This is a genomic window from Pandoraea apista (assembly GCF_001465595.2).
Taxonomy (GTDB): Bacteria; Pseudomonadota; Gammaproteobacteria; order Burkholderiales; family Burkholderiaceae; genus Pandoraea; species Pandoraea apista.
This window is the reverse complement of record NZ_CP013481.2, coordinates 2,506,824-2,529,631: the sequence shown is the minus strand read 5'-3', so window position 1 is coordinate 2,529,631 and position 22,808 is coordinate 2,506,824. Positions and strand designations below refer to the sequence as shown.

Annotated in this window: 21 protein-coding genes and 2 tRNA genes; 13 read left to right on the top strand and 10 right to left on the bottom strand. The window is 62.3% G+C overall.

Annotated elements, in window-relative coordinates; genetic code table 11:
- Positions 1-34: 34 nt before the first annotated feature.
- Together argA and AT395_RS11805 are read left to right on the top strand one after the other, a co-directional pair.
- Positions 35-1,384: an amino-acid N-acetyltransferase gene (gene argA / locus AT395_RS11810; RefSeq protein WP_042115694.1), complete on the top strand. Its 1,350-nt coding sequence runs from the start codon at positions 35-37 to the stop codon at positions 1,382-1,384.
- Positions 1,385-1,566: 182 nt separating this feature from the next.
- Positions 1,567-1,842, top strand: a complete 276-nt coding sequence (locus AT395_RS11805) for an oxidative damage protection protein (RefSeq protein ID WP_010804639.1) — start codon at positions 1,567-1,569, stop codon at positions 1,840-1,842.
- 180 nt (positions 1,843-2,022) lie between these two features.
- Here the strand turns inward: AT395_RS11805 and AT395_RS11800 are convergent, their stop codons facing one another.
- Entirely contained in the window at positions 2,023-3,093 is a 1,071-nt protein-coding gene (locus AT395_RS11800) for a zinc ribbon domain-containing protein (protein ID WP_048629296.1), read from the bottom strand.
- A 15-nt stretch (positions 3,094-3,108) separates the two neighbouring features.
- Positions 3,109-3,801 carry a ribose-5-phosphate isomerase RpiA gene (gene rpiA, locus AT395_RS11795; protein ID WP_042115692.1) on the bottom strand — a complete coding sequence of 231 codons (693 nt, stop codon included), beginning with the start codon at positions 3,799-3,801 and terminating at the stop codon, positions 3,109-3,111.
- A gap of 127 nt (positions 3,802-3,928) precedes the next feature.
- Between rpiA and tal the strand changes: the two genes are divergently transcribed.
- Complete coding sequence (gene tal, locus AT395_RS11790) at positions 3,929-4,879, top strand: transaldolase (protein ID WP_048629295.1); 951 nt, start codon at positions 3,929-3,931, stop codon at positions 4,877-4,879.
- Positions 4,880-4,992: 113 nt separating this feature from the next.
- On the opposite strand, the gene rlmB is transcribed toward tal, so the two are convergent.
- Both rlmB and rnr read right to left on the bottom strand, forming a co-directional pair.
- The gene (gene rlmB, locus AT395_RS11785) at positions 4,993-5,766 is read right to left on the bottom strand and encodes a 23S rRNA (guanosine(2251)-2'-O)-methyltransferase RlmB (protein ID WP_042115690.1); all 774 of its coding nucleotides are present in this window, start codon (positions 5,764-5,766) and stop codon (positions 4,993-4,995) included.
- Between the two features lie 228 nt (positions 5,767-5,994).
- Positions 5,995-8,550 (bottom strand): ribonuclease R, encoded by a 2,556-nt coding sequence (gene rnr / locus AT395_RS11780; protein WP_042115689.1) that lies wholly within the window; start codon positions 8,548-8,550, stop codon positions 5,995-5,997.
- A 279-nt stretch (positions 8,551-8,829) separates the two neighbouring features.
- On the opposite strand from rnr, the gene AT395_RS11775 reads away from it, so the two are divergent.
- Positions 8,830-8,914: transfer RNA gene (locus AT395_RS11775), tRNA-Leu, on the top strand.
- A 522-nt stretch (positions 8,915-9,436) separates the two neighbouring features.
- Here AT395_RS11775 and AT395_RS26120 read toward each other — a convergent pair.
- Positions 9,437-9,907, bottom strand: a complete 471-nt coding sequence (locus tag AT395_RS26120; RefSeq protein ID WP_231606135.1) for an aldo/keto reductase — start codon at positions 9,905-9,907, stop codon at positions 9,437-9,439.
- 141 nt (positions 9,908-10,048) lie between these two features.
- Between AT395_RS26120 and AT395_RS11765 the strand changes: the two genes are divergently transcribed.
- From AT395_RS11765 to AT395_RS11725, 9 genes are all read left to right on the top strand, one after another.
- Positions 10,049-11,047 carry a LysR family transcriptional regulator gene (locus AT395_RS11765; RefSeq protein ID WP_312023885.1) on the top strand — a complete coding sequence of 333 codons (999 nt, stop codon included), beginning with the start codon at positions 10,049-10,051 and terminating at the stop codon, positions 11,045-11,047.
- Positions 11,048-11,198: 151 nt separating this feature from the next.
- Positions 11,199-11,283 (top strand) — tRNA-Leu (locus AT395_RS11760).
- 354 nt (positions 11,284-11,637) lie between these two features.
- Complete coding sequence (locus AT395_RS11755; protein WP_082164819.1) at positions 11,638-12,720, top strand: AraC family transcriptional regulator; 1,083 nt, start codon at positions 11,638-11,640, stop codon at positions 12,718-12,720.
- A gap of 179 nt (positions 12,721-12,899) precedes the next feature.
- A complete protein-coding gene (locus AT395_RS11750; protein ID WP_042115686.1) occupies positions 12,900-13,466 on the top strand; it encodes a carboxymuconolactone decarboxylase family protein in 567 nt (188 codons plus the stop codon).
- Positions 13,463-14,602 (top strand): acyl-CoA dehydrogenase family protein, encoded by a 1,140-nt coding sequence (locus AT395_RS11745; RefSeq protein WP_042115685.1) that lies wholly within the window; start codon positions 13,463-13,465, stop codon positions 14,600-14,602. The genes AT395_RS11750 and AT395_RS11745 overlap by 4 nt, the downstream gene beginning before the upstream one ends.
- Positions 14,599-15,450, top strand: coding sequence for an ABC transporter ATP-binding protein (locus tag AT395_RS11740; RefSeq protein WP_082164818.1), 852 nt, complete (start codon positions 14,599-14,601; stop codon positions 15,448-15,450). The genes AT395_RS11745 and AT395_RS11740 overlap by 4 nt, the downstream gene beginning before the upstream one ends.
- Positions 15,451-15,484: 34 nt before the next feature.
- Positions 15,485-16,669: an ABC transporter substrate-binding protein gene (locus tag AT395_RS11735; protein WP_048629294.1), complete on the top strand. Its 1,185-nt coding sequence runs from the start codon at positions 15,485-15,487 to the stop codon at positions 16,667-16,669.
- A 28-nt stretch (positions 16,670-16,697) separates the two neighbouring features.
- Positions 16,698-17,522 carry an ABC transporter permease gene (locus AT395_RS11730; RefSeq protein WP_082164821.1) on the top strand — a complete coding sequence of 275 codons (825 nt, stop codon included), beginning with the start codon at positions 16,698-16,700 and terminating at the stop codon, positions 17,520-17,522.
- Between the two features lie 138 nt (positions 17,523-17,660).
- Positions 17,661-18,380: a pseudouridine synthase gene (locus AT395_RS11725; RefSeq protein ID WP_042115683.1), complete on the top strand. Its 720-nt coding sequence runs from the start codon at positions 17,661-17,663 to the stop codon at positions 18,378-18,380.
- Between the two features lie 33 nt (positions 18,381-18,413).
- Here the strand turns inward: AT395_RS11725 and AT395_RS11720 are convergent, their stop codons facing one another.
- The 5 genes from AT395_RS11720 to AT395_RS11700 form a co-directional block, all read right to left on the bottom strand.
- Entirely contained in the window at positions 18,414-19,286 is an 873-nt protein-coding gene (locus tag AT395_RS11720) for a 23S rRNA (adenine(2030)-N(6))-methyltransferase RlmJ (RefSeq protein ID WP_042115682.1), read from the bottom strand.
- Complete coding sequence (locus tag AT395_RS11715; protein ID WP_048629293.1) at positions 19,286-19,948, bottom strand: DNA-3-methyladenine glycosylase I; 663 nt, start codon at positions 19,946-19,948, stop codon at positions 19,286-19,288. The genes AT395_RS11720 and AT395_RS11715 overlap by 1 nt, the downstream gene beginning before the upstream one ends.
- A 291-nt stretch (positions 19,949-20,239) precedes the next feature.
- Positions 20,240-21,001 (bottom strand): SDR family NAD(P)-dependent oxidoreductase, encoded by a 762-nt coding sequence (locus tag AT395_RS11710; RefSeq protein ID WP_042115680.1) that lies wholly within the window; start codon positions 20,999-21,001, stop codon positions 20,240-20,242.
- A gap of 111 nt (positions 21,002-21,112) precedes the next feature.
- Positions 21,113-21,973 carry a fumarylacetoacetate hydrolase family protein gene (locus AT395_RS11705; RefSeq protein WP_048629292.1) on the bottom strand — a complete coding sequence of 287 codons (861 nt, stop codon included), beginning with the start codon at positions 21,971-21,973 and terminating at the stop codon, positions 21,113-21,115.
- Between the two features lie 19 nt (positions 21,974-21,992).
- Entirely contained in the window at positions 21,993-22,748 is a 756-nt protein-coding gene (locus AT395_RS11700) for an SDR family oxidoreductase (RefSeq protein WP_042115678.1), read from the bottom strand.
- Between the last annotated feature and the right edge of the window lie 60 nt (positions 22,749-22,808).

Genomic DNA, 22,808 nt, shown 5'->3' with positions numbered 1-22,808 from the left:
TATATAATCTGCGCATGTTTGCGCACGTACACTCATGCTGACCGAACCCGACCCCGCCCTACAAGACGAAGAGACCGCCCACCAAGCCCAGTTCGTGGACTGGCTGCGATCGGTCGCCCCTTATATCCACGCGTTTCGCGACAAGACCTTTGTGGTCGCTTTCGGTGGCGAGCTTGTCGCCGCCGGCGGGCTCGACTCGCTGATTCAGGACGTTGCGCTGCTGTGTGCCATGGGCATGCACATTGTGCTGGTGCACGGCTCACGACCCCAGGTCGAAGAGCAGATGCGCCTGCGACATATCGAATCGCATTTCGCCCAGCAGATGCGCATTACCGACGCGGCCGCACTCGAAGCAGTGAAGGAAGCGGCGGGCGAGCTGCGTCTGGACATCGAAGCGTCGATCAGCCAGGGGCTGCCGAACACGCCAATGGGCAACGCGCGCATCAGCGTGGTGTCGGGCAACTTCGTCACCGGTCGTCCGGTCGGCATCGTCGACGGCGTGGACTTCCAGCACACGGGCGTGGTGCGCAAGGTGGACGCCGAATCGATCCGCCTGTCGCTCGCGAACGGCAAGATCGTACTGCTCTCGCCGCTGGGCTTCTCGCCCACGGGCCAGTCGTTCAACCTGACGATGGAAGATGTGGCCTCGTCGGCCGCCATCGCGTTGCGTGCCGATAAGCTGATCTTCATCACCGAGACACCCGGCGTTCTCAACGAATACAACGAGTTGCAGCGTGAACTGACGCTCGAAGATGCCCAGCGCCTACAGTCGCAAGGCTCGCTCGACCGCGACTCGGCCTTTTACCTGAAATACGCCACGCGCGCCTGCCGCGCAGGCGTGGGCCGCGCGCACATCGTGCCCTTCGCACTCGACGGCAGCATGCTGCTCGAACTGTTCTCACACGATGGCGTGGGCACCATGATCTCGTACGAGAACCTGGAAAGCCTGCGCGAAGCCACGATCGACGACGTCGGCGGTATTCTGCAACTCATCGAACCTCTGGAATCGGATGGCACGCTGGTACGACGCGGACGCCACCAACTGGAACGTGACATCGACCACTTCTCGGTCATCGAGCACGATGGACGCCTCTTCGGCTGTGCAGCACTCTACCCCTATCCCACCGAGCGCATCGGCGAGATGGCCTGCCTGACAGTCGATCCGGAAGCCCAAGGTTCGGGAGACGGCGAACGCCTGCTCAAACACATCGAGCAACGCGCCCGCGCCCGCGGCCTGGAACGCCTGTTCGTGCTCACCACCCGCACCGAACACTGGTTCCTCAAGCGCGGCTTCGTCAAAGCCGGGGTCGATGACCTTCCCGCCGATCGCCGCCGCCTCTACAACTGGCAACGCCGCTCGCTGGTACTCATCAAAAAACTTTAACCACGGACCGGCAGGCTGTGGGCCTCCCCAAGGATTTCCTCCCTTGTGTCTGGCTCCCCTGCCCCCATATCCAAACATCGGCCGCTGCGCATCCACCCGATGCGCCCGTCTTACCCCGGTAGACGTCCGCCAGCGCACGGCCCCCCTCTCACGCCACACGACGATTACGAAGGAGTTCCCCCATGGCACGCATGGTTCAATGCATCAAGCTCGGTAAAGAAGCCGAAGGTCTCGATTTCCCCCCCATGCCCGGCGAACTCGGCAAACGCCTCTGGGAAAGCGTCTCGAAAGAAGCCTGGGCCGGATGGCTCAAGCAACAAACGATGCTGATCAACGAAAATCGCCTCAATATGGCCGATCCTCGTGCCCGTCAATATCTCGTGAAACAAACCGAAAAGTATTTCTTCGGTGACGGGGCCGATGTCGCTCAAGGCTACGTGCCTCCGCCTTCCGAGTGATTTTCTTCACCGCCTGACACCGCCCTCCAGACGGTCCAGCGCCCCTTTCCGCCTCTCAGACATAACCCCAACTCGCTGCAGAAAGGAGCGCCGAACCGTCTCCACATTTTGGCCAGACGCAAAAAAAAGCACACGGATCGCCCCGTGTGCTTTTTTCTTTTCTTTTTACTGATGCTGTTTTCAGGTCGCTTTGATCGCAGGGCCCTCTGTACCAGTTCCCATCGAACGCGCACCGCAGCGATGACAGAAATGCGCAAACGCATTCTTTCGCGTCGTACACGTACCGCATCGATCAAACAAACAGATGCCGCAGTGTACGCAGAAGTCGCGCTCAGGGTCGTCCAGCTTCACCGGACGCTCACACCCCGGACACACCGACTTCGCCAGCCTCGCCTGCGCCAGATCGTACGACAACGTCTTGCGACGCTCCTCGTCCGGCAACTGCTCTTCCGCCTTCTGCCTCGCCAAGTACTTCTGCAACGATACGATCGCATAACGACCAATCAGCACCGTTAACACAATGCCAACCAGATACCGGACATAGCCACCATAGTCCGGCAGATACGGCACTAACTCCACGAAGAACGCAAACAACGCAAAGAATACGAAACCCCACACGAACGGCCACCACGTACTCTTGCGTTGCCGCACAAAGAGCCAGCCCGCTACCGCCAACAACGGCAACGTTAACGCCAATCGAATGCCGAAAACCTTCAGGTCCTGCGAACGCTGAATCGCAGCCAACTGCTCACCCGCCGCTGTATTCAACGCGTCACGCGCGTTGCGCGCCGTCTGTACCGCACGCTGGGCCTCCAACTGCTTCGCCTCTAGCGTGTCAACTTGCGTCTGGGCATCGCGCTCTGCGGACTTCAGCGTGTCCAGCGCACGGGTGCGCGAAATAAGCTCCGCATCCTGACTGGCCTGCGCCGTCGCCGTTCGTGTCGCCACCCAATCGTTGAACGACTCCCGAGCATTGCGATATGCAGTGCTGCGCGCCTTGAGCTGCAAACGCGCCGTCTCTATCTGCCCATCGATGTCTTCCAACTGCGTCTGCGCCTGCTTGATGGACGCGTCGGCACGCTCGGCCTGCACACGGTCAACGAACGAATCGAGTGTGGGCGCCGGGGCAACCCCCGGCAGTTTGTCAACGACAAGCCCGCCAAGACCAATCAGAAACACCGCGAATAACACGGCGATCAGCCACAAGCCTCGGCGGAACCAGGTTTCGGGAAGACGACGCGATCCAGCCATCCTGCCCTCCCGGAATCAGTTTTTGTAGTCGATGGTACGCACACCTTCCGGCGTACCCATCAGCGTGATATCCGCGCCGCGTTGTGCGAAAAGCCCCACGGTCACAACGCCGGGAATCTGGTTGACTTGTGCTTCGAAGGCCACCGGGTCCAGTATCTGCAAGCCATGAACGTCGAGAATCGCACAGCCGTTATCGGTCACGTACGGACTGCCATCGGCACGCACGCGCGCCTGCGGCTTGCCGCCAAGTGCCGCCAGCGCGCGAGCCACACTCGCCTGCGCCATCGGAATGACTTCAACCGGCAGCGGAAATACGCCAAGCACCGCGACCTCTTTCGAGGCGTCGACAACGCAGACAAATTCCTTTGCCACCGATGCAACGATCTTCTCGCGCGTAAGCGCCCCACCGCCCCCCTTGATCATGTGACCAAGGGCGTTGATCTCGTCGGCACCGTCAACGTAGACCGGCAGGCTTTCGATCTGATTGAGGTCGAAGACTTCAATGCCATGCTTGCGCAGACGCTCGGTGCTGGCTTCGGAACTGGAAACGGCGCCGCGGTAGCGGTCCTTGTGGGCTGCGAGCGCATCGATAAAGCAGTTTGCCGTGGACCCCGTGCCCACGCCGATCACGCTGCCTTCGGGCACGTGTTGGTTCACATAGTCGGCGGCTGCCTGGCCGACCAGGCGCTTGAGTTCGTCTTGGGTCATGGGGATTTCCAGCAAAGTTTGGTAAAGTCGGAAGTTTACCGGAGTCGGGCGTGCCGCGCCGTTTTTCATCGCCGGGACGCATCCCGGACTTCACGTCACGCAATGCATTTTTCGCAGGGGCGCTCTCATGAATCAGCTTGATCAGCTCAAACGCCATACCATCGTCGTAGCCGACACCGGCGACTTTCAGGCGATGGATGCCTATAAGCCACAAGACGCCACGACCAATCCGTCGCTGATCCTCGGCGCCGTTCAGAAGGACGCCTATCGTCCAATTCTTACGCGCGTGGTCAGCGAACACCGCGCCGAATCCACCGACGAAATCATCGACCGCCTGTTGATTGCTTTTGGCCGCGAGATTCTCGATATCGTCCCGGGCCGTGTGTCCACGGAAGTCGACGCCCGACTGTCGTTCGATACGGCAGGCACCGTCGCCCGTGCACGCAAGCTCATCGCAATGTACGAGGCGCAAGGCATCGAGCGCGATCGCGTGCTGATCAAGATTGCATCGACGTGGGAAGGGATTCGCGCCGCCGAGATTCTCGAGCGCGACAAGATTCGCTGCAATATGACGCTGCTCTTCTCGCTGGTACAAGCGGCTGCTTGTGCCGAAGCAGGCGCGCGGCTGATTTCACCGTTCGTCGGCCGGATCTACGACTGGTACAAGAAGTCGGCAGGCACGAACTGGGTCGAAGCGGACAATGCCGGCGTAAATGACCCGGGCGTGCGCTCGGTCGCCACCATTTACCGCTACTACAAGCATTTTGGCTACGACACGGAAGTCATGGGCGCGAGCTTCCGCTCGACTGGACAAATTCTGGCACTCGCAGGCTGCGATCTGCTGACGATCAGCCCCGCGCTACTCGAACAACTCCGCACGACGCAGGGCGACGTGCCGCGCAAACTCGACCCGAAAGATGCCCGCGCCGCAACCATCGATCGCGTGAGAACGGATGAACCGTCGTTCCGCTTCGCACTCAACGACGATGCAATGGCCACGGAAAAACTCGCCGAAGGCATTCGCGCCTTCGCCGCCGACGCCGTCAAACTTGAAGGGCTGATCGAAGCCGCCCGATAAGCAACCGGCGGCGAGTATCGCGCAAAGGTCCGCAAACCAGTCACGCAAGACGCCCGGCGATCGCACGCCGGGCAGTGGCTTTCACTTGGCCTTTCCCGGCGCTTTCTCAGACGTTATTTGGCGCCCTTGGCTGCCACGGCACGCTGGCGCACCGCTTCATACAGGCAAACCGCGCTCGCCACCGAGACGTTCAGGCTTTCGCAGCCGCCAGCCATCGGAATGCTCATCAACTCGTCGCAGGTCTCGCGCACGAGTCGACGCATGCCTTCGCCTTCCGCCCCCATGACAATTGCCATCGGGCCGGTGAGCTTGGTGCCGTAAATGTCGGCAGGCGCATCGTCGGACGTGCCAACGACCCAGATGCCGCGCTCCTGCAATTCGCGCAAGGTGCGCGAGAGGTTCGTCACCATGATGTACGGCACGGTTTCGGCAGCCCCGCTGGCGACTTTGGCAGCGGTCGCGTTCAGGCCGACGGCGCGGTCCTTTGGTGCAATCACAGCGTGCGCCCCCGCCCCGTCTGCAACGCGCAGACACGCACCGAGGTTATGCGGATCGGTCACACCGTCGAGTACCAACAGCAGCGGCGGCCCCGAAATGCCGTCGAGCAGTTCGTCAAGATTGAGCGCCAGCGACACTTCCTGAGCCCGAGCGACAACCCCCTGGTGACGCGACGAACCGGCCATGCCGTCGAGACGCTTGCCGTCGGCCTGAATGACCTTGATCTTAACGCCCGGCGCGCCCTTGACCGACTCGACGTGTTTCAGGAAGTCGGTCATGCGACGGTCGCGACGGCTCGGGTCGTAGTAGATTTCTTCGACGCTGCCCGCGTCGTGGCGCAGACGCGCAGTCACGGCGTGAAAGCCGAACAGCATTTTCAATTGACTCATTTCACATCCTCAAAATAGCGTGTGCCCGTACGGCCGCTCGCAACTGTCGCCGTACAAAGCACGACGGCGGCGGAGCCCGCATGGGCCACCGCCGCCGCAATCCATCGCGGGCATCAGATGCCGGTCGCTACCGGCACAAGGCGCCCATCTTACTGCAAACCGCCCATTGGGCCGCCCATGCGCCGCGTATCGATATCGCAGGATACCGGCCGCAACGCGAGGCGCCCATCAACGGCGCTGCTTTTTCGCCGGACCGCCCGGACGCTTCGCAGGCGCTTTCCCGCCGCCGCCCGTGCGCTTGATCGGCGGCGCCGCGCCACGCTCGGCACGCGCGTCTTTCGCCTTCGCAGGCTTCGGCTTGGCAGGCCGCTTACCGATCGGGGCTGGCTGCACCCCATTGAGCAATGCACCGCCCTTGGGCAGTTGACGGATGGTCGGGCCGGCGCTTGCCGATCCCGCCAGACCGGGCGTACCGGCAGCCGGTGCCGGCACCGGCGCACCACCGCGCTCCACACGACCTGAGGTCTTGGCGAGCGTGCGGGCGTTCGGCTCGCGCACGAGGCGGAAGTCGATTTTGCGGGCGTCAAGATCTACACGGCTCACCTGCACACGAACGCGGTCGGTAAGGCGATACCGAATACCGGTCCGTTCGCCGCGCAGTTCGTGACGCGCTTCGTCGAACTGGAAGTAATCGCTGCCCAGTTCTGTAACGTGCACCAAGCCCTCGATGAAGAGATCGTCGAGTTGCACGAAGATACCGAACGAGGTCACGGCGCTGACCGTGCCGCCATATTCTTCGCCCAGCTTGTCGCGCATGAAGTAGCACTTGAGCCACGCTTCCACGTCGCGCGAGGCTTCGTCGGCGCGGCGCTCGTTCGCCGAGCAATGCAGGCCAAGTTCGTCCCAGATGGCATCGCGTTTCTTCGCACTGGCGGATTTCCTGGCCTTGGCCGCGTCGTCGTCTTTTTGCAGCTTGCGCGCGTGAGGCGACAGACCGGTCGTCAGCTCGACACCCGCCGGAATCTCCGGCTCGTACTTCTTGCCGGCAAGGATCGCCCTGATGGCACGGTGGGTGAGTAAGTCCGGGTAGCGGCGAATCGGGCTGGTGAAGTGCGTATAAGCCGGATAGGCGAGACCGAAGTGACCGATGTTGTCCGGGCTGTAGACCGCCTGCTGCATGGAGCGCAGAAGCATGGTCTGGAGCATGGGGGCGTCGGGACGCGACTCGATCTGCGTCATCAGTTCCGAGTAATCGGACGTCGCAGGTTCGTCTCCCCCGCCGAGCGAAAGCCCGAGGGTTTTGAGAAACGTGCGCAGCACCTGGAGGCGCTCGCCCGACGGGCCGGCGTGAATACGGTACAGACCGGCCTGTTTGTGACGCTTGAGGAAGTCGGCAGCGCACACGTTGGCCGTGAGCATGCATTCTTCGATGAGGCGGTGAGCGTCGTTGCGCGTGCGCGGCAGAATCTGTTCGATCTTGCCTTGCGCGTTGCAGACGATGTAGGTCTCGGTCGAATCGAACTCGATGGCACCGCGCGACTTGCGGGCCTTGGCCAGCACCTTGTAAAGGTCGTACAGGTTTTGCAGGTGCGGCAGCAATGCGGCGCGTCGCTGCGCTTCGGCCCCCTTGGTATTACCGAGGACTGCGGCAACTTCCGTGTACGTCAGGCGTGCGGCCGAATGGATGACGGCCTGATAGAACTGATATGCCTTCACCTCGCCGTTCGGCGCAACGAGGGCGTCGCACACGAGTACACAGCGATCCACGTCGGGGTTGAGCGAGCACAGACCGTTCGAGAGCTTTTCCGGGAGCATCGGAATGACGCGTCGCGGGAAGTAGACAGAGGTGCTGCGTGTCAGTGCGTCGGCGTCGAGCGGGCCACCGGGGGTGACGTAATGCGACACATCGGCAATGGCGACGATAAGGCGGAAGCCGTTGGTGCGGCCGATTTTGGCGGGCTCGCAATAGACTGCATCGTCGAAGTCGCGGGCGTCTTCCCCATCGATAGTGACGAGCGGGACATCGCGCAGATCGATGCGATGTCGCAGGTCGGGGGCGCGAACCTCGTCGGGGAGTGCGCCAGCGGCGGCGAGAGCTTCGGCGGAAAACTGGTGAGGGACGCCATACTTGCGCACGGCGATTTCGATTTCCATGCCGGGGTCGTCGATATCGCCGAGAACTTCCGAGACGCGGCCGATCGGCTGGCTGTAGCGACTGGGGTAATCGGTGAGTTCGACGGAGACGACTTGTCCCACCTTGGCCTTGCCTTGGGCGCGGGGCGGGATGAGGATGTCGTGGCCGATGCGCTTGTCTTCCGGGGCGACGACCATCACGCCGTTCTCATTGAGGAGGCGACCGATAACGTGGGTATTGGCACGGCTGACCACTTCGACGATGTGCCCTTCCGGGCGACCGCGGCGATCATAGCCGGCGATGCGCAAAAGGACTCGATCGTTATGCATGACCTTCTTCATTTCCTCGTTGGGGAGGAAGAGGTCGTCGCCATCGTCCTCCCGCACGGCGAAGCCATAGCCGTCGCGGTGGCCGATAACACGGCCGGCGATGAAGTTCGAGGGGTGGGTCAGTTGATAGTAGCCGCGGCGGTCGAGCCGAATCTGGTCATCGCGTTCCATCGCGGCGAGGCGTTTGAAGAAGCCTTCGCGTTCCTGCTTTTTGATGGCCAGGGCTTCGGCGATATCGTTGGCGGACAGCGCGGAATCGGCGGTGCGCAGGACACCGAGGATTTCTTCGCGGCTCGGAATCGGATAGGGATATTTGCTCAAAGGTCGGTAGCGTTACTGTGCCGGTTGAGTCCGGCCGAGTGGCGCACCATGCGCCCGACGGTCCGTGGGGGGTGTGCGTAGCGCGGATAGCGGCATCGCACAGTTAGGGACAATCATACGGCAAACCTCGCGAAAACTTCCACCTGTGCGGAATTTGAGCGCGGGGTTGGGAGAGTGTGAAGGAAAAGAAAATTTTTTCCGCACAAGTGTTGACACTCCCGCATGATATCCGCATAATCTCACTTCTTCGCAGCGAGCAAGCAGTAGCGAGCTGACGGGGCCCAGATGGCGGAATTGGTAGACGCACTAGTTTCAGGTACTAGCGGGTAACACCGTGGAGGTTCGAGTCCTCTTCTGGGCACCAACAAAATACAAAAAGCCGATGATCTCCTGGATCATCGGCTTTTTTCATGCCCCTGCCCCGGAACCCCGGGCGCATTTCCAGATGCCCGTCGATACCAAGCTAAGCGGCGGCAAACCCGTGCAGATAGGTCGGAGTCCGAATCTCTGCCGGGACTCCCCTCTTGCGACACAGCAATACCTCCATCGACCGGCTCAATGCAGCACAGCGCGAATGAGCGAGCGAGTCGATTGACGGCAAACGCAGAAAAACCAATCGCCAGCTACGCCCGCCCCACGCCTCAGCGCTTCTCATCTTCCCCGCTCCAATCACGCAACGGCGGCGCCATGAATTCCGGAGCGACAGGTGATGTCACTTACTTCGTCAAAATGGCGTCGATATCGGCGAGATCTTGCGACGAGAGTTTCCGTCCGAAGGCATCGTGTACGCTGTTCAATTGTTCTGCCCCCCCCCAAGCGCCACCGTCCGGCCCCGATCGAGCACCCCGCGAATGGCGAGTGCGAGCACCGATTGACCGTGACGATTTTACGCAAGCGCCTTTAGCGCGCTCACGGTAGCGCGGTACTGGCCGAACCGGGGCGGCTGAAACTTCGGATCGGACTTGCGCAGATCGTCGCCATCGAACGTCGCGTTCCCGGTCATGCGTCCCGAGAGCAACCCACGACATAGCGCGCCGTACGCGAGCACAACCAGCTTTTCACGTTTGGCGTATCGCAGCACGTCGCGTTCGATGGCGCGCTCGAAGATGTTGTACGGCGGCTGCACCATAGCGAGCGACGCGGCACGCCGGAACGTGTCCATCTGTTCGGGTGAAAAGTTGCTCACCCCGATGGTGCGAATCTTACCGGCCTCGCGCAGCCCTTCCAGTGCGCGCCCCACCACCGCGTCCGAGTGACCAAACCCATACACCGGCGCGGTGTCGATCAAATAGATACCGCGCTCAACGGCGCAGCGAATCGTAGCGATGGATTGGGCATTGTCCGAGCTGCCCCACATTGCACCGCCGATGGCTCAGGTCCCGAGCCCGATACGGCTCACCGGCTGATCGATAGTGAGAATGTGTAGCGTTTCCGTCACGTCGCTCATGACGCCTCTTCAGAATCAAAAGGAAATCGGTAAAATTTAGCTCATAAAAAATTGAAAATTGTTCAACGGACACTTAATACGTTGGGCTTGTCGGGTGTTTTTGGTTTTTGTTGCTTGATACTTGTTGGGAATTACATGCCTGCCTTCACTCGCGGCGAGCTTGCCGATTTGAACGTTTTTGTCACCATCTGCCGTCGGCAGAGTTTCCGGGAAGCCGCCACAGAGTTGGGCGTGACGACCTCAGCCTTGAGTCATGCGATGCGCAATCTTGAAGCGCGTCTGGGCGTGAAGTTACTGAACCGCACGAGTCGCTCTGTGTCGCCGACAGCAGCGGGGGCGGCCCTGGCGAAGGAACTGGAACAGGGCCTTGAGCAAATTGCATCGGCAATTGGGGCGTTGGATCGCTATCGCGCGTCGCCTGCGGGACGATTGCGTCTGAACGTGCCCCGCGATGCCGCACGATTGCTGCTCGACCCGATCTTGCCCCGATTTGTGGCGTCGTATCCGGATATTGAACTGGATGTGACGGTGGATGACCGGATGCTGGACATTGTGGCGGAGGGGTTTGATGCCGGGATGCGGTACGGCGACACGGTGCCGGGCGACATGATTGCGACACCGCTGACGCCGGCGCTGAAGTGGATCGTGGTGGGGGCCCCCGCGTACTTTGCACGGCATGGACGGCCGAAGGTGCCACAGGATTTGATGTCGCACAATTGCATCCGGATGCGACTGGGGGACAACACGCTGTACAAGTGGGAATTGGGTAATGGGTCGACGGCGGTGGAGCTGGACGTGCCAGGCGCGCTGAGCATTAACGAGAGCGACGGCGTGATTGCCGCAGCGGTGGGTGGTTTGGGGTTGGGTTACGTATTGGAGCGCAATGTGTCGGCGGAATTGTCGAATGGCACATTGGAGGCGGTATTGATGGATTGGGCCGTGGATGGCCCGCCCTTGTCGATGTATTACCCGAGCCGGCGTCAGACGCTGCCGGGGCTGCGCCACCTGATCGACATGATTCGATCGGAGCATATGGGGCGAGCGGCATAGCGGGTGAAGCGCCTTGAGAGGGCGGTGAGGAGGCAACTGGGCGGATGGTTAAAGTTTTTTGAATTTCCGGCGCAAACCTGTTGACAGCCCATTCCCCTCTCGGCATAATCTTGTTTCTTCGCAGCGAGCAAGCAGTAAGCGAGCTGACGGGGCCCAGATGGCGGAATTGGTAGACGCACTAGTTTCAGGTACTAGCGGGTAACACCGTGGAGGTTCGAGTCCTCTTCTGGGCACCAACAAAATACAAAAAGCCGATGATCTCCTGGATCATCGGCTTTTTTCATATGTGGCCGACAAGCAACGCGCTTAAGCCCGTTGCGCGGGCTCGAAGGGCATCGCTCGCAAGCGATGCCGGCGTCGCGCAACGCGACCAAGCCCTCTCCGCGCGATAGGTGCCTCAGGGAAGCCGGTGCGCGCATCGGTACCGGCCTGATCGAGAGTTCGGTTGAAAACGCCCCCCGCTATCGCCCCTCCCCGGCCCCAAACCAGCCCTCGTAATAAGCATCCAACGAAAAAATAGTTGCCCACTTTCATGTGCATGGGGAGGATGGTTGCTTTGCCGAGGGCATGGCACATACGGGCAGGCTGGGATGCGGGACGAGACGCAAAGCGGGCGAATTGAGGCAAAGCGGCAAGAGAATCCGGGCGATCCAAGTCACCCGGGCCATCCGGATCGGGTCGCCGATTGGCTGCTGGCCGGGCTCGAATTAAAGAGCACCCTATTTCATGTGGGCGAGTATTGCGGCGTATATCAGGCGTCGACGGCGGGCCATCAGCGAGCGAGTTTCCACGTCGTGCTGGACGGTGGTTGTTATTTGCATCTGGGCGCCGAGGGTGGGCAGGCGGCGCGAACGATCGCGCTGAGCGCAGGCGATGCCGTTTTCCTGCTATCCGATGTACCGCACTGCTTGTCGCCAAACGCTGCACCTCCATCCGACATGTCGGCGCGCACCGGCAAGATGGCCCCGTTGCCGCCGCAGCCGCGCGCTCACGCGACCGACTCCTCGTCTGTCTCTCTGGCCTGCGGGTTCTTCGAGTTCCGCACCGATCTCGACGCCCTGGTACTCGGCATGCTGCCGAACCCGATCGTGGCGCGTCGTGCCAGCGGTCGCGTCGAAGGCATGACGCAAGTCTTTGCGCTGATCCAGGCAGAGGCGCGTCGACCGGGCGAGGCCCCTTCCCCTCTACTGGCGCGTCTCACAGATCTTCTCTTCTACTATGCGTTGCGTGAAGCCGTGCATGCCGAAGACGTTGCACCGGGCATGTGGCGACTGATGCGGCGCGACGCTTTCGGGCGCCTGGCCGCAGCGATCATTGAGTCACCGGGCGAGCGCTGGACGACGGATGCGATGGCCGAGTTCGTCCATATGTCACGAGCACGCTTCTGCAAGCAATTCGCCGAGATCGGCGGCCAGCCGCCTGCGCAGTTCGTCACTTTGGTCCGAATGAAGACGGCGGCGGCATTGTTGCGCGCCGGTGTCTCGTTGCCCGACGCGGCGGAGCAAGTGGGCTATCAATCGGAATCGGCCTTTTCGCAAGCCTTCAAACGCGTGACCGGAATTCAGCCCGGCGCATGGCGGCGCCAGGCGACCCACCATGCGGCACCGGACACCGCCCCGGCACGCGCGGCCCACGCAACGGCCGCACCGTATTCGCCCTACCCGTTGCATTGACCCGGCGCCGTCACCTCCGATCTGCGGACGCTTCGCCGTACGCATACGGTGACGGCATGGGGCCCACTGAGACAACACCGTGACAAGCTGAGACAAATCCGCAGAATTTCCAGACGGGCGCGCATTGAGCATTCGACCGGGCTTACGCACAATGGAAGCTCGACTGTGAGGAGCCCGATATGAGCCGACTGCCATTGCATACCCTTGAGACCGCCCCGGAGGCGAGCCGTCCGTTTCTGGAGAAATCGCTTGCCGCAAATGGTTTTCTGCCAAATCTGGTGGCATCGCTTGCCAACGCCCCGACCGCGTTGGAGACCTACCTGACCGTGGGGGCCATCAACGGCCGCGCCAGTCTGACGCTCGCCGAGCGGGAAGTCGTGCAGATCACGGCGGCGGGTATTCACGGCTGCGGCTTCTGCGTGGCCGGCCATACCGCCGTTGCCCTGAAGAAGGCACAACTGCCCGAGGCGCTCGTGAATGAGATTCGCGACCAACGCCAACTGTCCGACGCCAAGCTCGACGCTGTGGCCGTATTCACGCGCGCCGTGATCGCTACGCGTGGCGCCGTATCGGACGCCGAACTCGCCGCATTCAAATCGGCCGGGTTCGACAATGCCGCAGCCCTCGAGGTGGTGCTCGGCGTATCACTGGCCACGCTGTGCAACTTCGCGAATAATCTTTCGCAAAACGAACTGAATCCGCAACTGGCGGCATACCGCTGGGAGCCCAAGGAACAAGCCGCATGAGCACGCACGCCGGTCTGCACGGGCTCGCCGCAAGCGCTCCGGCGCTCGCGGCCTGGCTCGAAGCCAATGCCGAGACACTCGACACCGACGCCACGCTCTGCGGCGACGTCGTACCGCAACTGGCGGCAGCGGGCCTGCTGCGCATTGGCGTGCCGGCCGAGCTGGGCGGGGATGGCGGCACGATTGGCGAGGCGATCGACAGTGTCGCCGACGTTGCCGAACACTCGTTTGCGGCAGCCTTCGTTTTGTGGGGACAACGCACGTTCATCGAGTACCTGTTGCAGAGCCCGAATCGTGGGCTGCGCGAGCGTCTCCTGCCGGCGCTGCTGTCGGGGGAACTGGCCGGAGCGACGGGACTGTCGAACGCCATGAAGTACCTTTCGGCCATCGAACCACTGCAAATTCGCGCGGCGAACGTGCCGGACACGCATGGTGCGCTCGGCAAGCCGGCGTGGCGGGTAACCGGCGGGTTGCCATGGATAACCAACCTGCGCAAGCAGGGATTCGTCGCCGCAGCGGCGGCCGATCACGATGCCGGCGGCCCGCCGTCGATCTTCGCGATCGCCCACGATGCGCCGGGAGTTACGCGCAGCGACGATCTTGACCTGATCGGCCTGCGCGGTACCAATACGGCCGCGTTGCAAATGGCAGACACGCCGCTGACGGACGACGACCGCATTACCGACAACGCACCGGCATGGCTGGTACGCGTACGCCCGGCATTCCTCGGGCTGCAATGCGGCATGTCGGTGGGCCTTGCCCGGCGCAGTCTGGCCGGCACGAACGAAAGTGGTCCGGGCGCGCGCGCCGCCGTCGCCGATGAGGCCACGGCGCTGACAGAGCAGCTTGCTACACTCCGCACCCGACTGAAGGCAGGTGTCGCGCAAGGCGAGTTTGTCGAGACACCTGCGCGCTTGTTCGAATTGCGCATTGCGCTGGCGGGTGTTGTTCACAACGCCGCCACATTGGAAGTTCAGACCGGCGGCGGGCGTGGCTATCTGCGTGGCCTGTCGGGTGTGGCAAGACGTCAGCGCGAGGCCGCCTTTGTTCCCATCGTCACGCCAAGCCTCGTGCAATTGAAGAACCAGCTCGCGGCCCAACGCGCGCAACAACTGAGGACCGGAACGGTTTCATGACCCAACCCGCGGCGGCGCAACGCTCGCACACCGACACGTTCATCGCCTCTGCGCGCGAGGATCACTCGCGCGCCTCGCCGTTCTTGTCGCTACGCAACGTCGGTTTGTCTTACGGTGACAGGGCGATCCTGCGAGCCGTTGACCTTTCGGTCGCGCCGGGCGAACTTGTGTCAGTTCTTGGTCCCAGCGGTTCGGGCAAATCGACCTTGCTGCGCATTGCCGCGGGTTTGCTGCCCCCGAGCAATGGCACCGTCGATGTCGAAGGCGCGACACTTTCCGGCCCTCGGCCCGATGTGGCGCTGGCTTTTCAGGACCCATGCCTGCTGCCCTGGCTATCCGTTGAACGCAACGTTGCGTTCGGGCTGACGTTTGCAAGGCAACCGGTACTGTCTCGCGAGACACGACGCGCGCGAATCGATGCGGCGCTGGCCGAAGTGGGCCTTTCGCATGCCCATCATTTGCATCCCCGTCAGCTCTCGGGTGGCATGGCCCAGCGAGTGGCACTGGCTCGCTGTCTCGCACGTCAACCCCGTGCCTTGCTGCTCGACGAACCCTTCGGCGCACTCGACGAGATCACGCGCGCCGACATGCAACGCCTGCTTGTCACCGTGGTTCGAGATACAGGCGCCGCCACGGTCCTCGTCACACATGACATTGACGAAGCACTGCTTGTCTCCGATCGCATCGTGCTACTCGGCAATCAGGGCCGAACGTTGGCCCAATGGCGGGTCGACCTGCCCTCCCCGCGTGAAGCTCAGGTACAAGCGTTGGGCACATTGCGTATTGAAATACTGCAAGCGTTGCAACACGCAATGTCGCGCGATGCAACGACGCGCCAAACACAATAGACCACACCGTCCAAATTTCGGGGATTCTCAGACCATGTGCCAAATTTCCCGCCGCGAATGGCTCAAACTCGCTTCGATGATGACCGTAGCCGGTGCAGCACCGTTGCTGGCCTCAGCCGCCGCCCGCGCCGCCACCGAACCGGACGCACCGTTGCGCATCGGCTATCTGCCGATTACGGACGCCACGCCACTGCTGGTCGCTCACAACAACGGCTACTTCGAGCAAGCGGGCATCAAGGCGGAAAAACCGACACTGTTGCGCAGTTGGGCGCAATTGATCGAAGCTTTCCTCTCGGGACAGGTCAACGTCGTGCACTTGCTCTCGCCAATGACGGTGTGGGCACGTTACGGCAGTCAGGCGCAAGCCAAGGTGGTGGCGTGGAATCACGTCAACGGCAGCGCCATTACCGTGACGAACGACATTAACAAGGTCAGCGACCTCGGTGGCAAGACGGTGGCCGTGCCGTTCTGGTATTCGATTCACAATGTGGTGCTGCAAGGTTTGCTTGCCGCCAACGGTCTCACGCCGGTCCTCAAGAAGTCCGGGGCACCTGCGGCCAACGAGGTCAACCTGATCGTCATGGCGCCGTCTGACATGCCACCAGCGCTCGCCGCCCGGCAGATCGCGGGCTACATTGTGGCCGAGCCGTTCAACGCCGCCGCCGAAAACCTGAAGGTCGGCAAGGTGCTGCGCTTCACCGGCGACGTTTGGAAGAACCATGCCTGCTGCGTGGTGACGATGCACGAGCGTGACCTGACGTCGCGTCCGGAGTGGTCGCAAAAGGTGGTCGACGCCATTGTCAAAGCACAGGCCTGGACGCGCGCCCATCCGGAAGACGCGGCACGTCTGCTGTCGAAGGAAGGCGAGAATCGCTACACACCGCATCCGTTCCAGATCTTGCAGCGCGTACTGGCGCCAGCCGCGTCGGAGCAAGGCCGCTATCTCGCTGACAGGGCGATCGTTCACGCCGAATGGCACGAGAAGCGTATCGACTTTCAGCCTTACCCTTATCCGAGCTACACCGAAGCCCTCGTTCGCCATATGCAGAAGACGCAAGTTGAAGGCAATGCGCAGTTTCTCGCAAAACTCGATCCGGCATTTGTCGCGCGCGACCTCGTCGACGACCGGTTCGTCAAAAAGAGCATCGCGGCAGTGGGCGGCATGAAAACGTTCGGCCTGCCTGATGGCTTCACGCGTCAGGAGGTGATCGTTGTCTGATCTCGCGTCCGATCGTGTTGCCGAGACCATGAGCGCGGCACCCACGCCCCCCACGGCAACCCGCGACACGTCGGTGAACCTGCCGGGCAGACGATCCGGCCGTCAGGCATGGCTCGGAATCGCGGGGCTGGCCGGTATCGTCGCAATCTGGTGGCTCGGCATCGCAGTCTTCACCACGCCCGGATCGCTCGCCGCGCAATTTTCGCCGGCGGCCGCCCTGAGCGCCCTGCCCGACCTGATCCGCGACGAACAATTGGGTCTGCACGTTCTGGCCAGTCTGCGACGCATTGCCGTCGGATTGGCTTGGGCCATCGTCCTCGGCGTTCCCCTGGGGTTTCTGATCGGACGCCTCCGCTGGCTGGACAAGGCGCTCACACCGTCGCTGCAGTTCCTTCGCATGATCTCGCCATTGTCATGGATGCCAATTGCGGTGATGTCGCTTGGTGTTGGCGACCCGGCGGTGTACTTCCTACTCGCGTTTGCGGCGCTGTGGCCTCTGGTCATGAGCACGGCGGCGGGCGTGACCCATATCGACCGCCGATGGGTACAACTGGGCGAGAGCCTTGCCGCCACACGCTGGGAAATGCTCTGGCACGTCTATGTGCCCGGTATTGCCGCCCACGTGCTGACCGGCGTGCGGCTCGCCATCGGTATTCTCTGGATCGTACTAGTGCCGGCGGAAATGCTTGGCGTGAATGCAGGACTGGGCTATCTGATCCTCGACACGCGTGACCGTCTCGCGTACTCGGAACTGACCGCCGTCATTCTCGTCATCGGCGTTCTTGGATTCCTGCTCGACTGGGCCGCACGCCTCATCTACCGGCGCTTCAGCGGCGCAACCCAGGACGAGTGAACGGCTCAACGGGGCGCAACGCACACGTGCGGCCGAGCCAGCCGGTATGTGACCGTCAGGCACTGAGGCTATAGGGCTGCTGAGCCCGGGCCGCTACAATAGCGGCCTGAACTCACAAGGCCTGACGGAGAACGCATCATCGAGTTAGATCGCTTACTGCAATCGCAGGGTTTCGGCAGCCGCAAGATGTGCCGCAAGCTCATTCAGACCGGCGCTTTCGCCATCGACGGCGTGGTGCACGACGATCCCCGTGAATCCGTAGACCCGCTGGGCCTGCAATTCACGCTTGACGGTGAGCCGTGGGAATACCGCGAACACGTCTACGTGCTGCTTAATAAGCCCGAGGGCTTTGAGTGCTCCACCAGCCCGACGCACCACGAAGGCGTGCATTCCCTGCTGCCCCTGCCGTTGGCCGTGCGCGGTGTGCAGCCGGCCGGCCGCCTCGATCAGGATACGACCGGCATGTTGCTGCTCTCCGACGATGGACCGTTCCTGCACGCCATGATGTCGCCGCGCCGACACATACCCAAGCGCTATGTCGCAACGACCAAGCACCCGGTCACCGAAGCGATGTTGCAGGCATTACGCGATGGCGTTCTGCTACGCGACGAAACCGAACCGCTGGCTGCAACGGACGTCATGAGCCCCTCGCCGCACGAGATTGCCCTGACGATCACACAGGGCAAATACCATCAGGTCAAACGGATGGTCGCAGCGGCGGGCAATCGGGTAGAGGGGCTGGTCAGAATCGCCATCGGCGGCCTGCCGATGGGAAATCTCGCGCTCGGCGAATGGCGTTATCTGTCGCCGGACGAACTGCTGTCGCTGCCGTACGAAGCGCCGGCCTCACGCAAATGAGCGTCGCGAACCGAATGCTCGCGACGCGACACCTCAGCTCTGCCGCCCGTCAAGCAGGAATTGAGCCCCCTTATCCTGACCGAGCGTCTTGACCAGATAAGGCAGGGTCGTCTTGAGGGTGTCCTGCAACATATAAGGCGGGTTGACGATAAACATGCCGCTGCCGTGCAACCCCATGCCGCCCGGCACCGGGCTGCACACGGTCAGCGCGGCATGCACCCAGCTTTTGATCGGCTGTCCGTTGATCGTGAGGCGCTTCATGCGCTCCGGCAATTGCGAGGCCTCACGACGCTGCACCAGCGGATACCATACGGCATACATGCCCGTCGGGAAGCGGTCGAGGCCTTCTTGCACGGTCTGTGTGGTGCGCGTGTAATCGCGCTTGTCTTCATACGATGGGTCAATCAGCGTGAACGCCCGACGCGGCGCCGGCGGCAAAATTGTCTTGAGTCCCGCGAAACCGTCGGCACCAAAAATCATCGTGCGGCGTGCCACTGCCCGGCCCTGCGCTTCGAAGTTCTCACGCAATACGTCCTGCTCGGTCGGGTGTGCCTCGAACAAGCGCAACCGGTCACGGTCGCCCAGCAGTTGCAAGGCAAAGTACGGCGAGCCCGGGTAATAGCGCAGCTTGCCGTCCGGATTGAACTCGCGCACCAGCGCAACGTAGTCTGCGAGTGCCGGCGGCAGATCGTCGCGCGTCCAGAGCCGGCCGATGCCGGTCTCGAACTCGCCCGTCTTGTCGGCCCACTTGCCGTCGAGCGCGTAGCCGCCTGCGCCCGCATGCGTATCGATGTACCAGAACGCCGTGTCTTTCTGGCGCATGTAATCGATACATTCAACGGCGATAAAGTGTTTCAGCACGTCGGCGTGGTTGCCGGCGTGAAAGGCGTGGCGGTAGCTGAACATTAGGCAGATCCTGATTCGTCAGGCGCGATTGTAGCCGACGACGCTCCCGGGCGGCGTTTCCGGCCCTGCGCGACGCCATTATTCCCGTCCGCCAACGCGTGCGCCTTCACCGCCTTGTGACGCGGGCATGCCACCAGATGATCGTTCACCATACCTGCCGCCTGCATGAACGAATAGCAGATGGTCGAGCCCACAAAAGTAAATCCGGCTTTCTTCAGCGCCTTGCTCATCGCATCGGAAACCGCAGTGCTCGCCGGCACCTCGCCAAGCGACGCCCAACGGTTTTGTAGCGGCTCACCGCCGACGAACTGCCAGACAAAATCGCTGAAACGCGTGCCTGCGGCTTCCATTGCCAGATACGCTCGGGCGCCCTTGACGACACCGCCGACCTTGAGACGGTTGCGCACGATTCCAGCGTCCGCCATCAAGCGCGCCTCGTCCTCCGGACCATAAGCCGCAATACGCTCGGGATCGAAGTTGTCGAATGCCTTACGGTAGTTGTCGCGCTTCTTGAGAATGGTGGCCCAGGACAACCCGGCCTGCGCCCCCTCCAGCATCAGCAACTCAAACAATGCGCGCGAATCTCGCAGCGGCACCCCCCACTCCTCGTCGTGATACCGACGATACTGCTCGAAGCCTTCGCTCCACGGACAGCGTTCCATTTGCCCCTCGATAGTTGCGCCCGCGTGCCAGTGCCGCAGACATATGCAGACGAATGGGGCAAGTGTGCCAGTAATTGCCGGTGAAGCGAACCGGCAAGTCCTTACCGAACGCGACTTTGCGTCGCGCAGCAATGCCGATGCAGAATTTTCCGGGGTCCACATGGAATTTGCCCGGGCGGCCGGGGCTCCATAACAGCGACCGGCAACAACAGAGCGAAGGCAGCAGCCCCACCCGCGGCCTGTGTCGCTGCGCCCCGCACCAAGCCCCCGGCGACCTGCCACCGCGCCGCGTCAGAGCATCAACTGTCCACCGTTGACCTCGATGATCTGCCCGGTCACATAGCTCGCCAACGTCTCCGAAGCGAGATACAGAAATGCGCCCGAGCATTCGTCCGGATCTCCCAGACGCCCCATCGGAATGCTCTGCCGGAAGGCTTCGATCTGTGCTTCGGTGCTGAATTGCTCATGGAACGGTGTCATGATCACACCCGGCGACACGGCATTCACGCGAATGCGGTCCGGCATGAGTTCCTTCGCCATGCCGCGTGTGAGCGTACTCACGAAACCCTTGGCCGCCGCGTAGATCAATGCCCCCGGGCCGCCACCGTGACGCGCGGCGATCGACGTCACGTTGACGATCGCCCCACCGCCCTGCTTGCGCATCGCGGGCACTACGGCCCGCGAGAACGCCACGACCGAACGTGCATTCACGTTGAGCACGTCTTCGAAATAGGCGTCGGAGACCTCAGTGAAGGGCGTGCGCTTGACGAGACTTCCCGCGTTGTTGATGAGCACGTCGATGCGCCCGAAACCATCGAGCACATGGGCAACTGCCGCGTCGATGGCGCCGGTATCCGCCACGTCGGCAGCCACCGTCATCGCTTTCACGCCGCAGGCCCGGACGGCCTCGGCCACCGCTTCGGCCTTGTCCGCCGAACGGTTGTAATGCACAGCCACGTTTGCGCCCTGCGCCGCGAAGGCCCTGGCCGCTGCGGCGCCGATACCGGTGCTCGCGCCGGTAATCAGAACGAATTTACCTCTCAGGTCTTGCATGATGAATCGCTCCCGATGCTGTCGATGACGCGCAGAACAACGTTGGCGACGGCCAGCGCTGCCTCCCCCCGTCACCGTACAGGATGGATGTGAAGAGAATCCGGCACGCGCTCAGTCGAGCCAGCGCGTGTCGTAGGCATGAACTTCCTGTGTTTGCTCGCCAAGGCCGTCGATGCCCAGCCGCATCACGTCCCCCGGCTTGAGAAACACTGGCGGCTTCTGGCCAAGACCCACGCCCGGCGGCGTGCCGGTCGTCACAAGATCGCCGGGCTTGAGTGTGGTGAACTGGCTGATGTAATGCACGAGATACGCCACGTTGAAGATCATCGTCGACGTATTGCCCGTCTGGCGACGCACGCCGTTCAGGTCAAGCCACAACCCGAGTTGTTGCGGATCGCGGATCTCGTCGGTCGTCACAAGCCATGGGCCGACCGGCCCGAACGTATCGAAGCCCTTGCCTTTGTCCCATGTGCCACCGCGCTCGATCTGGTATTCGCGCTCGGACACATCGTTCACCACGCAATACCCGGCAACGTAATCGAGGGCTCGTTCAAGCGGTACGTAACGCGCCGTCGTGCCGATCACGAAACCCAACTCGACCTCCCAGTCGCCCTTGACCGAGTGCTTGGGCAACACCACGGGATCGTTGGGCCCGCTCAGGCAGTTCTCCCATTTGGTGAACAGCACCGGCTCGGACGGCACAGGCAGTCCCGACTCGGCCGCGTGGTCGCTGTAGTTCAGGCCCACTGCCAGGAACTTTCCCAACCCGGAAAACGGCACACCCAGACGCCCCGGCGAAGTCACCACCGGCAACGCCTTAGCATCAAGCGCGCGCAACGCCGCCAGGCCCTGCGGGCTCAGTGTCTCCGGCGTAATGTCGGCGAGTATGTTGGAGAGGTCACGCACTTGACCGTCCGCGTCGAGCAGACCCGGCTTTTCCTGGCCCTTCGGGCCGAAACGCAGCAATTTCAAAGCAATTCTCCTCGAGAAATCAATTGGACCAACCACCATCGATCAGATGGATTGCCCCGGTAGTGAAAGCCGATTCGTCCGAACCCAGATAGATCGCCAACGCGGCGATCTCTTCGGGCGTGCCGACACGCCCCATCGGCTGACGCGCCACGAACTGCTCGCGCACCGCCGCGAGACTCGTGCCCGCCGCGGCGGCCTGCGTAGCAATGCGCTGGCGCAGCGACGGCGATTCGACGGTGCCCGGGCAAATGGCATTGCACCGAATGCCACGCGCCACGAAGTCGGCCGCAATCGATTTCGTCAACCCGATCACGGCGGCCTTGCTCGTGCCGTAGACACAGCGATTGGCCACCCCTTTCACACTCGACGCCGCCGACGACATATTGATGATCGCCCCGCCGCCTGCGGCCAGCATGGCGGGCAGGAATGCGCGTGTAGTCCGGTACATGCTCTTGACGTTCAGATCGAACGAGAAGTCCCACGCCGCTTCGTCGCACTCGAGGATCGAGCCGTGATGTACGAAGCCCGCGCAGTTGAACAGCACGTCGACCGCACCCAGTTCGTGGGCAAGCGCCGTCACGGCTTCCCCATCGGTGACATCGAGCGGACGCCGCTCCAGACGCGAATGATCATCAAGTTGCGCAAGTGTCTCTGCATTCCGATCGGTGGCAATCACACGTGCCCCTTCGCGCAAGTAAGCTTCGACGCTTGCGCGGCCGATGCCCTGCGCAGCGGCAGTAATCACGGCGGTCTTACCCGCCAGCCGGCCTGTCATGAGTGTCTCCTCGTGGGTCTGTGGATTCGGTTCGAACGGCATCGCAACGGCTCTCGCGCA